An 11,869-nucleotide genomic window follows, 5' to 3' on the forward strand; every position below is an offset into this window, starting at 1 on the left:
GGGAACCTGGATGCACAGCGAGGGTTTGCTCAGCGTGGTCGAACTCCGCTCCCACGTGGAGGCGGGCACGATCGACACCGTGCTGGTCACCATCGTCGACATGCAGGGCAGGCTCCAGGGCAAGCGCTGCGCCGCGCGGTACTTCGTCAACGAGGTGCTGTCGCACGCCACCGAGGGCTGCAACTACCTGATGGCGGTGGACGTCGACATGAACACCGTCGGCGGCTACGCGATGTCCTCGTGGGACACCGGCTACGGCGACTTCGTCATGAAGCCCGACCTGAGCACGCTGCGCCGCCTGCCGTGGCTGCCCGGCACCGCGCTGGTGGTGTGCGACGTGCGGTGGGAGAACGGCGACCCGGTCCCCGCCTCGCCCCGGCAGGTCCTGCGCCGCCAGCTCGACCGGCTCGCCGAACGCGGACTGCGCGCGTTCGTGGGCACGGAGCTGGAGTTCATCGTCTTCAACGACACCTACGAGCAGGCCTGGGACAAGGCCTACCACGGCCTCCAGCCCGCCAACCAGTACAACGTCGACTACTCGATCCTGGGCACCGGCCGGATCGAACCCCTGCTGCGCGACATCCGCCGCGGTATGGAGGGCGCCGGGATGCAGGTCGAGTCGGCCAAGGGGGAGTGCAACCCCGGCCAGCACGAGATCGCGTTCCGCTACACCGAGGCCCTGGCCACGTGCGACAACCACAGCATCTACAAGAACGGTGCCAAGGAGATCGCCGCGAACCACGGCAAGAGCCTGACGTTCATGGCGAAGTACAACGAGCGCGAGGGCAACTCGTGCCACATCCACCTGAGCCTGCGCACCGACGACGACCGGCCCGCGTTCGCCGGTGACCGCGAGCACGGGTTCTCGACGCTGATGGAGCACTTCCTCGCCGGACAGCTCGCCCACCTGCGCGAGCTGACGTACTTCCTCGCGCCGAACGTCAACTCCTACAAGCGGTTCGTGCCCGGCAGCTTCGCGCCGACGGCCGTCGCCTGGGGCCGCGACAACCGGACGTGCGCGCTGCGCGTCGTCGGCCACGGCCAGTCGCTGCGGTTCGAGAACCGCGTGCCCGGTGGCGACGTGAACCCCTACCTGGCCGTCGCGGCCCTGATCGCCGCGGGCCTCAAGGGCGTGGACGCCGAGCTGGAGCTGGAGGAGCCGTTCTCCGGCAACGCCTACAGCTCCGGCCGCGAGACCGTGCCGACGACGCTGCGCGACGCGGCGGACGCGCTGGCGGGAAGCGAGCTGGCCCGCGAGGCGTTCGGCGACGACGTGGTCGACCACTACCTCAACGCCGCGAAGGTCGAGCTGACCGCGTTCGACGCGGCCGTCACCGACTGGGAGCGCGTGCGTGGCTTCGAACGGCTCTGAACCCCTCATCGGCCTCACCACCTACGCCGAACCCGTGCGGTTCGGCCTGTGGGACACGAGGGCCGCGGTGCTGCACGAGACCTACGTCGAGTGCGTGCGCGCGGCGGGCGGCAACCCCGTCCTGCTGCCGCCCGGCGGGGACTGGCGGTCCTCGACGATCGGCTGGCTCGACGGCCTGGTGATCACCGGCGGCGCGGACGTGAACCCCGCCGCCTACGGGCAGGAGCCGGGGCCGCTCACCGACGCCCCCAGGCAGAGCCGGGACGACTCGGAGTTCGCGCTCGCCCGCGCCGCCCTGGAGCTGGACCTGCCGCTGCTCGGCGTGTGCCGGGGGATGCAGGTGCTCAACGTCGTCCTCGGCGGCACGCTGCACCAGCACGTGGAGGGGCACGTCAAGAGCCCCGGCGTGTTCGCCGAGACCGTCGTCGACGTCGCGCGCGGCAGCGCGCTGGCCGCGATCGTCGGCGAGCGGACTGCGGTGCGGTGCCACCACCACCAGGCCCTCGACGCGCTCGGCACCGGCCTGCGAGCCGTGGCCACGGCGCCGGACGGGGTCGTCGAGGGGGTGGAGCTGGAGGGCTCCGGATTCGTGCTCGGCGTGCAGTCGCACCCGGAGCAGGACATCGAGGACGTGCGGCTGTTCGCCGCGCTCGTCCGGGCAGCGAAGGAGGGGGTCCGCAGGTGACCAGCACGTTCGACGTGATCAACCCCGCGACCGAGGAGGTCGTGCGCGGTGTCGACCTCACCTCGGTCGAGGAGACCGACGCGGCCATCGCGCGCGCGGAGAGGGCGCTGGTGTCGTGGCGGGCCGTCGCGCCCGCCGACCGGGCGCGGCTGCTGCGCCGGTTCGCCGACGCCGTGGACTCCGCCGTGGAGGAGCTGGCCGCGCTGGAGGTGCTGAACTCCGGGCACACCATCGGCAACGCGCGGTGGGAGGCGGGCAACGTCCGCGACGTGCTGCACTACTACTCCGCCGCGCCGGAACGCCTGTTCGGGCGGCAGATCCCGGTCGCGGGCGGCGTGGACATCACCTTCCACGAGCCCCTCGGCGTGGTCGGCGTGATCGTGCCGTGGAACTTCCCGATGCCGATCGCGGGCTGGGGCTTCGCGCCCGCGCTGGCGGCGGGCAACACGGTGGTGCTCAAGCCTGCCGAGCTGACGCCGCTGACCGCGATCCGGCTCGGTGAGCTGGCCCGCGAGGCGGGCATCCCGGAGGACGTGTTCCAGGTCCTGCCGGGCAGGGGTTCCGTGGTGGGCCACCGGTTCGTCACGCACCCGGCCGTGCGGAAGGTCGTGTTCACCGGGTCGACCGGCGTCGGCAAGCAGATCATGGCGGGCTGCGCGGACCAGGTGAAGCGGGTGACCCTGGAGCTGGGCGGCAAGTCGGCGAACATCGTGTTCGCGGACTCCGACCTGGAGAGGGCCGCCGCCACCGCGCCCTACGGCGTGTTCGACAACGCGGGCCAGGACTGCTGCGCGCGGTCGCGGATCCTGGTGCAGGACAGCGTCTACGACCGGTTCATGGAGCTGCTGGAGCCCGCCGTCAAGGGGGTCGTCGTCGGCGACCCCGGTGACGAGAAGACCGAGATGGGGCCGCTCATCTCCGCCGCGCACCGCGCGAGGGTGTCGTCCTACGTGCCGTCCGACGCGCCCGTGGCGTTCCGCGGCAGCGCTCCTTCCGGGCCCGGTTACTGGTTCCCGCCAACGGTCCTGGCGCCGGTGTCGCCCACCGACCCGGCCGCCGTCGAGGAGATCTTCGGGCCCGTCGTGTCCGTGCTGCGGTTCACCGACGAGGCCGACGCGATCCGGTTGGCCAACGACAGCGAGTTCGGCCTGTCCGGCTCGATCTGGACCCGTGACGTCGGGCGGGCCCTGCGGGTCTCGCGCGGCGTCGAGGCCGGGAACCTGTCGGTCAACTCGCACTCGTCCGTGCGCTACTCCACGCCCTTCGGCGGGTTCAAGCAGTCCGGGCTCGGCCGTGAGCTGGGGCCCGACGCGCTCGACCCGTTCACCGAGACCAAGAACGTGTTCATCTCGTCTGAGGAGCAGAACTGATGGTACGACGGCTCGAAGACCGCGTCGCGGTGATCACCGGTGGCGGTAGCGGCATCGGACTCGCGTCCGCCCGCAGGCTGGCGTCGGAGGGCGCGCGGATCGTGATCGTCGACATCGACCGCGAGGCGGGGGAGGCGGCGGCCAAGGAGGTGGACGGCAAGTTCCACCGGGTCGACGTGACCAACGAGGAGGACGTGCGCTCGCTCTACGCGGCCGTGCACGGGATGCACGGGCGGATCGACATCGCGTTCAACAACGCGGGCATCTCGCCGCCCGAGGACGACTCGATCCTGACCACCGGCATCGAGGCCTGGGAGCGGGTCAACCGCGTCAACCTCACGTCGGTGTACCTGTGCTGCAAGTACGTCATCCCGTACATGCTCGACGCGGGCAGGGGCTCGGTGATCAACACCGCGTCGTTCGTCGCCACGATGGGCGCGGCCACCTCGCAGATCGCCTACACCGCCTCCAAGGGCGGCGTGCTGGCGATGAGCCGCGAGCTGGGCGTGCAGTTCGCCCGCGACGGCGTCCGCGTCAACGCCCTGAGCCCCGGCCCGGTGAACACGCCCCTGCTCAAGGAGCTGTTCGCGAAGGACGCCGAGCGCGCGGCCCGGCGGCTCGTGCACGTGCCGCTCGGCCGGTTCGCCGAGCCCGAGGAGATCGCCGCCGCGGTGGCGTTCCTGGCCAGCGACGACTCGTCGTTCATGACCGCGTCGAACTTCCTGGTCGACGGCGGCATCTCCGGCGCCTACGTGACGCCCTTGTAATGGCCCAGCCCTGGCAGGAGGCACCGTCCACCGCGGACGCCGCGGTGTTCCGGCCGGTCCGCGCGGGCAACGCGTTCGAGGAGACCGTCGAACGCCTGCTGCAAGCGATCCGGCTGGGCGTCGCGGTGCCCGGTGAACGCCTGCCCGCCGAACGCGAACTGGCCACCAGGCTCGGCGTGAGCCGGGTGACCCTGCGCGAGGCCATCAGGTCGTTGCAGCAGGCCGGGTACGTCGAGTCGCGCCGGGGCCGCTACGGCGGCACGTTCGTCAACGAGGTCCTGCCGCTGCCCCAGCCCACGCCGGACCGGGGCAGCGGCGCGGACCTCGCGGACGCGCTGACGCTGCGGCAGGTCCTGGAGGCGGGGGCCGCCGAAGCCGCCGCGAGCCGGTCGCTCGGCCAGAACGACCGCCGCAACCTGCGCGGCAGGCTGGCCGAGTGCGTGGCGGCCGACGTGGCCGAGTACCGGCGCCGCGACTCGCGCCTGCACCTGGCCATCGCGGAGGCGACCGGGTCGGCGTCGCTCACCGCGGCCGTCGCGGACGTCCGGATGCGGACCAACGAGCTGCTGGACGCGATCCCGTTGCTGGAGCCCAACCTGGCGCACTCCAACGAGCAGCACGAGCGGATCGTCACCGCCATCCTGGACGGCGACGCGGACGCCGCGCGCCGCGAGATGGCCGAGCACCTGTCGGGCACGGCCGCGCTGCTCCGGGGGTTCCTCAGCTAGAGGCCGGGAACTGGACGGGCTCTACGCCTGGGGACCCGTGGGGTCGGGCGGGGCGGGCGTCGGCGCGGGGGCGCCCAGGACGATCGTGTCGTCGCCCATGACCTTGGCGATCGCCTTCTTGCCGTTCATCTTCCAGTAGGCGAGGAAGAAGGCGGCCATGCCGAGCGCGAGGCCGATGGCGTACCAGGCGAACTGCTCACCCGCCGGGTCGTACAGGTTGGTCACGACACCACCGCCGAGCACGCCCACGACGGCGACCAGGTCGGTGATGGCGGCCTTCTCCGTCGTGCGCACCAGGGTCCGGTAGGTGATGAACCCGACGACCAGACCGAAGAGCAGCGCGCCGACAGCGGTCACGAACACCATTTATCCCCCTCAGGACGGCGGTCGCAGGCGCAGCCCCGCGACCGCGTAAAGGGTATAGGCCAAACCCATCACGTTGCCCCGGTTGACCATGTGCCAGCGGACCTCTCGCAGCGCCTGGCCCGCGCCGGCACCGTCCACCAGGAGGCTGAGGAACCGGGTCATCGCCCAGCCCGCCATGCCCTGCTCGACGGTGACCTCGGTGCCGACCACACCGGCTGCGCCCGCGCGGTTGGCGAAGGCGTCCACGAAGTTCGAGAGCGTCGCGGTCGTCATCTCCGAGGTGTGGCAGCCGTTCATCACCACCAGCGGCTTGCGGGACGGCCAGTGCGGGCGGGGCCAGACGGCCTGGTCGCGCCTCCAGTTGGAGACCTCCACCGGGTCGACCATGCTGCCGCCGAAGCGGAGCACCGGGGACGGCAGGGCGTTCGCGGCGAGCCGGTAGTAGCCGCCGTGGCAGTACAGGTAGGCGATGTCCATCGTCTCCGGTGCGAGCGCCCTGGCGAGTTGGACCGGCGACGTCACCAGGTTGGACGCCACCGAACCGGGTGGCAGCACCGCTCGCAGCTCGGTCAGGTGGCCGTCGGTGAGGCGGGGGTCGAGGCCGGGGTCGACGGCCACCGCGACCGACGCCGGTGCTCGGCCGGAGTGCACGTGCCAGGTGACCGAACCGGTGCTCGCGGGCTGTTCGACCACGCACGACAGGCCCCAGAAACCGAAGGGGCACAACGTGTTGCCGCTGTGGTGGGGTTCCGGGCAGTGCGGCGGCACCGGGGTGGCGGGCGCGCCGGGGCCGAAGCGGGCGACCGACGGGCACACGGCGTAGGCGCCGTTCGGGTCCTGCGGCATCGGCAGGTCGTAGACCAGGGACCACGGGACCGGGTGGGCGCGGTCGGGGTTGCTGATCGCCGGATCGGCGATGTTGAGGACCGCGGGCCGGGCGCGGGACGCGGCCTCGTGCCTGATGAGGTCGGGCAGGGTGTCGAACACGACGTTGTCGTGGAACAGGCGGTCGTAGAGCACCGCGCCGTGCCTGGCCAGGTTCGCCAGGTCGGTGGTGTAGTCGGCGAGGCTCTTGCCGTGGTCGGCGTCCATCCTGCTGACCGGACCCGCCGCCAGGTGGATGTCGTGCAGGAGCTGCCGCGCCGCGCGGATGGCGTTGTCGGCGGCGTTCGGGCTGATCCACGTCGGGTTGTCCGCGAACCGCACGCCGTTGACCAGCGCCCGTGCGCCGTCGTCGGTGACCAGGATGCTCGCCGCCCGTTCCGCGAGCGGGCCGAGGTCGGCGAAGGTGCTGGTCAGGCGGTGCAGCAGGCGGGCGTGCGGGCCGCTGTCGGTGGTCGTGCCGACGGGCAGCACGAGCTGCTGGGAGTGGACGGCGACCACGCCGTAGTAGACGACCAGCTCACCTGTCCACACGGTCGGCGTTCCCGGCGCGGTGATCGGGAACCGCACCCAGGGCTGGCGGGCGCAGTACGGGCCGTGCCCGGCGTCGCAGTGGCAGACGAAGCTGGACCCGTCGTCCGGCAGGGTGAAGCGGACGACCTGCGGGGTGAGCGTCCCGTCCATGCTCAGCACGGCGCGCAGCGCCAGGGCCCCGTCCGGCAGGTTCTCGGCGGGCCAGCGGGCGTCCGCCTCGGTGAGGAGGCTCGCGGTGCGGTGCGGGCCGATGTTCACCAGCACCTCGTAGTCGGCGCCCGGTCGGAGCGGCCCGGAGCCGGGGACGGGGTCGTCCCGCCCCGGTTCGACGACCAGCGAGTTGACCGCCCGCGCCTCCGGACGGGCCGGGCGCAGGCGTGGCCGGTCGGTGCGCTGCTCGTACGCGGGAGGCTGCGGGAATCCCTGGTGAGGACCGTCGTACGGGGAACCGCCCTGGTAGGTGCCGCCAGAGGTGCCCTGCGGGACGTTCACCGACCAGGGGGTCGTGACGGGGCCGTCGGGCCATGTCCCTGGGACGGGGCCGTCGCGCCATGGCCCTGGGACGGGACCGGGCGAGGAGTCGAACCGCGCGAGGACGTCGTCGACGCGGGCGCTCCCCGCGCCCCGCACGGGCGAGCCGGTCACGGTGGTGTCGCCGATGGTCCCGACGAGGACGGCCGTCCGGTCGAGGCCGGGCAGTTCCGTCCAGCCCTCGACGAAGAGCACCACCGGCTTGCCCAGCCCGAGGAGCTGCTTGCGGAAGTTCGTGGAGGCCGCCTTGCCCCAGCGGCTGTTCTCGTGCACGGCCAGCACGTCGCCGGGCACGTCGGTGACGAGGGCGAGCGCCGCCTTGCGGGCCGACTGCCTGAAGTCGCGCAGGTCGATCGCGACGGCGGTGAACATCCTGGCCGGGCGGGACACCACGGTCGTGGTCGCCCGCCCCGGTTCCAGGCCCAGGCTGATCCTCTCCCACGACGCCGGGTCGGCGACCACGACGAGAGCGTGCGTCCCGGTGAACGCGGCGACGGCGTCGAGCGGATCGCCCTCGTGCCGCGAGACGGAGAAATCCATCCCCCGAAACTAGTGGGCGCGGTGGATCACGACGTCGTGTTCGAGGAACCCGACCGGGTACCGGTCGCACGGTGCCGCGGACGTGCGGCCGCCGGGTGTCAGCGCTCGAAGCGGCCGTGGTCGTCCCAGCGCGGGCCGTGGCCGCCGCGCGGGCCGGGCGCGCCCCGGTCGTCCGTGCGCGAGATGCCGGGACGGCCGTGGCCGCCGCCGTGGCCGTCGCGGTCCAGCAGGGCCACGAGACCGCCGCCGATGATCAGGCCGAGCACGCCGACGGCGACCAGTTGGGTGGCGCGGTGGGCGACGACCTGCCGGAACCGGCGGCGCGGGGCGGGCGCGGGGAGCGGGGCCGGGGCTCCTGGAGGTGCCTCGGCAGCGGTCGAGACCTGGTCGGCGGGCTGCTGGGCGGTCGGGCCCGGTGCGCCGGGAGGTGGGGGAGCTGCGGCGGGGTGCCGTGCTTCGGGGGTGGGCGGTTCGGCGGTGGGCCGGGATGCGCCGGAGGTGGGCGGCTCAGCGGTGGGCCGGGGTGTCGGCGCGGGCTGGGGAGGTGGCTGCTGCGCCGCGGCGGCCGCCGGTTCGGGCGCGGGCCGTGGCGGCGGGTCGGTCGAGGGCAGCGGCGTCGTCGGCTGCTCGGCCCGTGGTGGCCGAGGTGTCGGTTCGGGGGTCGAACCAGGGAGGTCCTTCGGGTCGGGCACGGCGCGCTCCTGGTCTCGCGGGCCGGCCCGGCACCGGTCCCACCGCCAGCGTGCGCCCCTGACCTGTGCGGACGCTGAGGAGAACCTGTCGCTCGCCTGAAAGGCGGAAATGAGGCGACAAGACGGCCCGGACCGGGTTGCATCGACGTCATGGTCAACGTTCACGCCGTCATCGACAAACCGACCCTCGTGGGCGAGCGGGTCCGCCTGGTCCCGCTGGACGTCACCCACGCCCGCGACCTGTACGAGGGCGGGAAGGACCCCGAGGTGACCCGGCTGACGGGCACCCACCGCGTGCACACCTACGAGGACGTCGAGCGGTACGCCGCGACCCGCCGGGAGCAGACCGACCGCGTCGACCTGGCGGTCCTGCGCGCCGAGGACGGGAAGCTGCTCGGCGACGTCGTGCTGAACGACCTCGACGTCGACAACGAGTCCATGGGCTTCCGCATCGCGCTCGTCGCCGAGCAGGGCGAGGGCTACGGGACCGAGGCGATCCGACTCGTCCTGCGCTACGCGTTCGACGTGATCGGCCTGCACCGCGTCGAGCTGGAGGTGTACGACTTCAACCCGCGCGCCATCGCGTCCTACCTCAAGTGCGGCTTCGTGGAGGAGGGGCGCAAGCGCGACGCGCTGCGCTGGGACGGCCGGTGGCACGACGCTCTGCTCATGGGCGCGCTGCGCACCGATAACATCTGACGGGTTCGCACCTGCACCCACCCACCTAGGAGTCACCGTGTCCGAGTCGCGTCCCGCAGCCGTCGTCACCCCACCGCGCGTGGTGGTGCCGTCGGGGACCACCGCGGGGGCGGCGGTGCGCGAGGCCGACCTGCCGGGGAAGGGGCCGGACGCGATCGTGGTCGTCCGCGACCCCGAGGGGCACCTCCGCGACCTGTCGTGGGTGCCGCGGGTGGACGTCGAGGTCGAAGCCGTCGCGGCCAACACCGAGGACGGCCGCGCGGTCATCCGGCACTCGACGGCGCACGTGCTGGCCCAGGCAGTGCAGCAGCAGTTCTCCGAGGCCAAGCTGGGCATCGGCCCGCCGGTCAAGGACGGCTTCTACTACGACTTCCAGGTGGAACGGCCGTTCACGCTCGACGACCTGGCCGCGCTGGAGAAGCGGATGAAGCAGATCGTCAAGGGCTCGCAGCGGTTCTCCCGCCGCGTGGTCGAGTCGGTCGACGCCGCGAAGGCCGAGCTGGCCGCCGAGCCGTTCAAGCTCGAACTGGTGGACATCAAGTCCGACGTGGACACCGCCGAGGTCATGGAGGTCGGCGGCGGCGAGCTGACGATCTACGACAACCTGGACCCGCGCTCCGGCGACCGGATCTGGGGCGACCTGTGCCGCGGTCCGCACGTGCCGACGACCAAGCACATCCCGGCGTTCAAGCTGAGCCGCGTCGCCGCCGCGTACTGGCGGGGCAACGACAAGAACCCGCAGCTCCAGCGCATCTACGGCACGGCGTGGGAGTCGCAGGAGGCGCTCGACAAGCACCTGGAGCTGCTGGCCGAGGCCGAGCGCCGCGACCACCGCAAGCTCGGTGTCGAGCTGGACCTGTTCAGCTTCCCCGACGAGATCGGGTCCGGCCTGGCCGTGTTCCACCCCAAGGGCGGGATCATCCGGCAGGAGATGGAGAACTACTCCCGGAAGCGGCACACCGAGGAGGGCTACGAGTTCGTCTACTCGCCGCACATCACCAAGGGCACGCTGTTCGAGACCTCCGGTCACCTCGACTGGTACAAGGACGGCATGTACCCGGCGATGCACCTCGACGCCGAGCACAACGAGGACGGCACGGTCCGCAAGCCGGGCCAGGACTACTACCTCAAGCCGATGAACTGCCCGTTCCACGACCTGATCTTCAAGTCGCGCGGGCGGTCCTACCGCGAGCTGCCGCTGCGGATGTTCGAGTTCGGCTCGGTGTACCGGTACGAGAAGTCCGGGGTGATCCACGGCCTGACCCGCGTTCGCGGCATGACGCAGGACGACGCGCACATCTTCTGCACGCCCGACCAGGTGCAGGACGAGCTGAAGTCGCTGCTGTCGTTCGTGCTGGGGCTGCTGAAGGACTACGGCCTCGACGACTTCTACCTGGAGCTGTCGACCCGCAACGACGAGAAGTACGTCGGCTCCGACGAGGTGTGGGAGACCGCGACCGAGGCGCTGCGCGTCGCGGCCGAGGACTCCGGCCTCGAACTCGTGCCCGACCCCGGCGGCGCCGCGTTCTACGGCCCGAAGATCTCCGTGCAGGCCAAGGACGCCCTGGGCCGCACGTGGCAGATGTCGACGATCCAGGTCGACTTCAACCTGCCCGAGCGGTTCGAGCTGGAGTACTCCGCCAGCGACGGCACGCGCCAGCGCCCGGTCATGATCCACCGCGCGTTGTTCGGCTCGGTCGAGCGGTTCTTCGGCGTGCTGACCGAGCACTACGCGGGCGCGTTCCCGGCGTGGCTGGCGCCCGTGCAGGTCGTCGGCATCCCGATCGCCGACGAGCACGTCGACCACCTGCTGGCGGTGCGCGACGCCCTGCGCGCCCGTGGCGTGCGCGTCGACGTGGACGTGTCGGACGACCGGATGCAGAAGAAGATCCGCACGCACACCATGCAGAAGGTGCCGTTCATGCTGGTCGCGGGCGGGAACGACGTGGAGTCCGGTGCCGTGTCGTTCCGGTTCCGCGACGGCACGCAGATCAACGGGGTGCCGGTGGACAGCGCCGTGCGGACGATCGTGGACTGGATCGGGCGGCGGGAGAACTCGTCGCCGACCGCCGAGTCCGTCTCGGCGGCGCAGTGAGTTCCGAGGGATCCGCGGGCTCCGGCTTGGAGGAGCAGGCCGGTGTCGGGGTCCACGACGCGTTGCAGCGGTTGTGGACCCCGCACCGGATGTCCTACATCAAGGGGGAGGGGAAACCGGTCGGGTCGTCGCCAGCCGGGTGCCCGTTCTGCCAGGTGGTGGAGCTGGACGATGCCGACGGGTTGATCGTGGCGCGCGGGGTCGCGGTGTTCTCGATCCTGAACCTGTACCCGTACAACCCGGGGCACCTGATGGTGCTGCCCTATCGGCACGTGCCGGACTACACGGACCTGACGGCGGCTGAGACGGTGGAGTTCGCCGAGTTCACGCAGAAGGCGATGAGGGTGGTTCGGCACGCCGCCGCGCCCCACGGGTTCAACATCGGGATGAACCAGGGGGTGGTGGCCGGGGCCGGGATCGCTGCTCACCTGCATCAGCACGTGGTGCCGCGGTGGGGTGGGGATGCGAACTTCATGCCGGTGATCGGGCAGACGAAGGTGCTGCCGCAGTTGCTGGGTGAGACTCGGCAGATGCTGGCGGATTCTTGGGGGATGGTGGAGTAGGGGGCTTTGGTGGCTGGTCGGGTGGCTGCCGGTTCCGTCGGATCG

At 71.8% G+C, this 11,869-nt stretch carries 11 protein-coding genes; 8 read left to right on the forward strand and 3 right to left on the reverse strand.

The window, feature by feature from the left end; translation table 11 throughout:
* Positions 1-10: 10 nt before the first annotated feature.
* Genes AC156L_RS11815 through AC156L_RS11835 form a run of 5 tightly spaced genes read left to right on the forward strand, consistent with a single transcriptional unit; the run spans position 11 to position 4,922 of the window.
* Positions 11-1,372: a glutamine synthetase family protein gene (locus tag AC156L_RS11815; RefSeq protein WP_330880336.1), complete on the forward strand. Its 1,362-nt coding sequence runs from the start codon at positions 11-13 to the stop codon at positions 1,370-1,372.
* Entirely contained in the window at positions 1,353-2,057 is a 705-nt protein-coding gene (locus tag AC156L_RS11820; RefSeq protein WP_330880334.1) for a gamma-glutamyl-gamma-aminobutyrate hydrolase family protein, read from the forward strand. Before AC156L_RS11815 ends, AC156L_RS11820 begins: the two co-directional genes overlap by 20 nt.
* Complete coding sequence (locus AC156L_RS11825) at positions 2,054-3,427, forward strand: aldehyde dehydrogenase family protein (RefSeq protein WP_330880333.1); 1,374 nt, start codon at positions 2,054-2,056, stop codon at positions 3,425-3,427. The genes AC156L_RS11820 and AC156L_RS11825 overlap by 4 nt, the downstream gene beginning before the upstream one ends.
* Positions 3,427-4,194, forward strand: a complete 768-nt coding sequence (locus tag AC156L_RS11830; RefSeq protein ID WP_330880331.1) for a 3-oxoacyl-ACP reductase — start codon at positions 3,427-3,429, stop codon at positions 4,192-4,194. Before AC156L_RS11825 ends, AC156L_RS11830 begins: the two co-directional genes overlap by 1 nt.
* The gene (locus AC156L_RS11835; protein ID WP_330880329.1) at positions 4,194-4,922 is read left to right on the forward strand and encodes a FadR/GntR family transcriptional regulator; all 729 of its coding nucleotides are present in this window, start codon (positions 4,194-4,196) and stop codon (positions 4,920-4,922) included. Before AC156L_RS11830 ends, AC156L_RS11835 begins: the two co-directional genes overlap by 1 nt.
* A gap of 21 nt (positions 4,923-4,943) precedes the next feature.
* Here the strand turns inward: AC156L_RS11835 and AC156L_RS11840 are convergent, their stop codons facing one another.
* From AC156L_RS11840 to AC156L_RS11850, 3 genes are all read right to left on the reverse strand, one after another.
* Positions 4,944-5,288, reverse strand: coding sequence for a hypothetical protein (locus AC156L_RS11840; protein ID WP_330880327.1), 345 nt, complete (start codon positions 5,286-5,288; stop codon positions 4,944-4,946).
* 9 nt (positions 5,289-5,297) lie between these two features.
* Complete coding sequence (locus AC156L_RS11845) at positions 5,298-7,775, reverse strand: hypothetical protein (protein WP_330880325.1); 2,478 nt, start codon at positions 7,773-7,775, stop codon at positions 5,298-5,300.
* 98 nt (positions 7,776-7,873) lie between these two features.
* Positions 7,874-8,467 carry a hypothetical protein gene (locus AC156L_RS11850; protein ID WP_330880324.1) on the reverse strand — a complete coding sequence of 198 codons (594 nt, stop codon included), beginning with the start codon at positions 8,465-8,467 and terminating at the stop codon, positions 7,874-7,876.
* Between the two features lie 150 nt (positions 8,468-8,617).
* Here AC156L_RS11850 and AC156L_RS11855 point away from each other — a divergent pair, with 150 nt between their 5' ends.
* From AC156L_RS11855 to AC156L_RS11865, 3 genes are read left to right on the forward strand one after another with little or no spacing between them, the layout of a single operon-like run.
* Positions 8,618-9,166 carry a GNAT family N-acetyltransferase gene (locus tag AC156L_RS11855; protein WP_330880322.1) on the forward strand — a complete coding sequence of 183 codons (549 nt, stop codon included), beginning with the start codon at positions 8,618-8,620 and terminating at the stop codon, positions 9,164-9,166.
* A 37-nt stretch (positions 9,167-9,203) separates the two neighbouring features.
* The gene (gene thrS, locus AC156L_RS11860) at positions 9,204-11,261 is read left to right on the forward strand and encodes a threonine--tRNA ligase (protein WP_330880320.1); all 2,058 of its coding nucleotides are present in this window, start codon (positions 9,204-9,206) and stop codon (positions 11,259-11,261) included.
* A gap of 26 nt (positions 11,262-11,287) precedes the next feature.
* Positions 11,288-11,824, forward strand: a complete 537-nt coding sequence (locus AC156L_RS11865; protein ID WP_330880318.1) for an HIT family protein — start codon at positions 11,288-11,290, stop codon at positions 11,822-11,824.
* Positions 11,825-11,869 lie beyond the last annotated feature (45 nt).

The organism is Umezawaea sp. (assembly GCF_057122925.1).

Bases quoted from the DNA above. Each gene is read 5' to 3' on its own strand.
- AC156L_RS11840 (WP_330880327.1), bottom strand. From the start codon at position 5,288: ATGGTGTTCGTGACCGCTGTCGGCGCGCTGCTCTTCGGTCTGGTCGTC.
- AC156L_RS11835 (WP_330880329.1), top strand. From the start codon at position 4,194: ATGGCCCAGCCCTGGCAGGAGGCACCGTCCACCGCGGACGCCGCGGTG.
- AC156L_RS11815 (WP_330880336.1), top strand. From the start codon at position 11: ATGCACAGCGAGGGTTTGCTCAGCGTGGTCGAACTCCGCTCCCACGTG.
- AC156L_RS11855 (WP_330880322.1), top strand. From the start codon at position 8,618: ATGGTCAACGTTCACGCCGTCATCGACAAACCGACCCTCGTGGGCGAG.
- AC156L_RS11845 (WP_330880325.1), bottom strand. From the start codon at position 7,775: ATGGATTTCTCCGTCTCGCGGCACGAGGGCGATCCGCTCGACGCCGTC.
- AC156L_RS11830 (WP_330880331.1), top strand. From the start codon at position 3,427: ATGGTACGACGGCTCGAAGACCGCGTCGCGGTGATCACCGGTGGCGGT.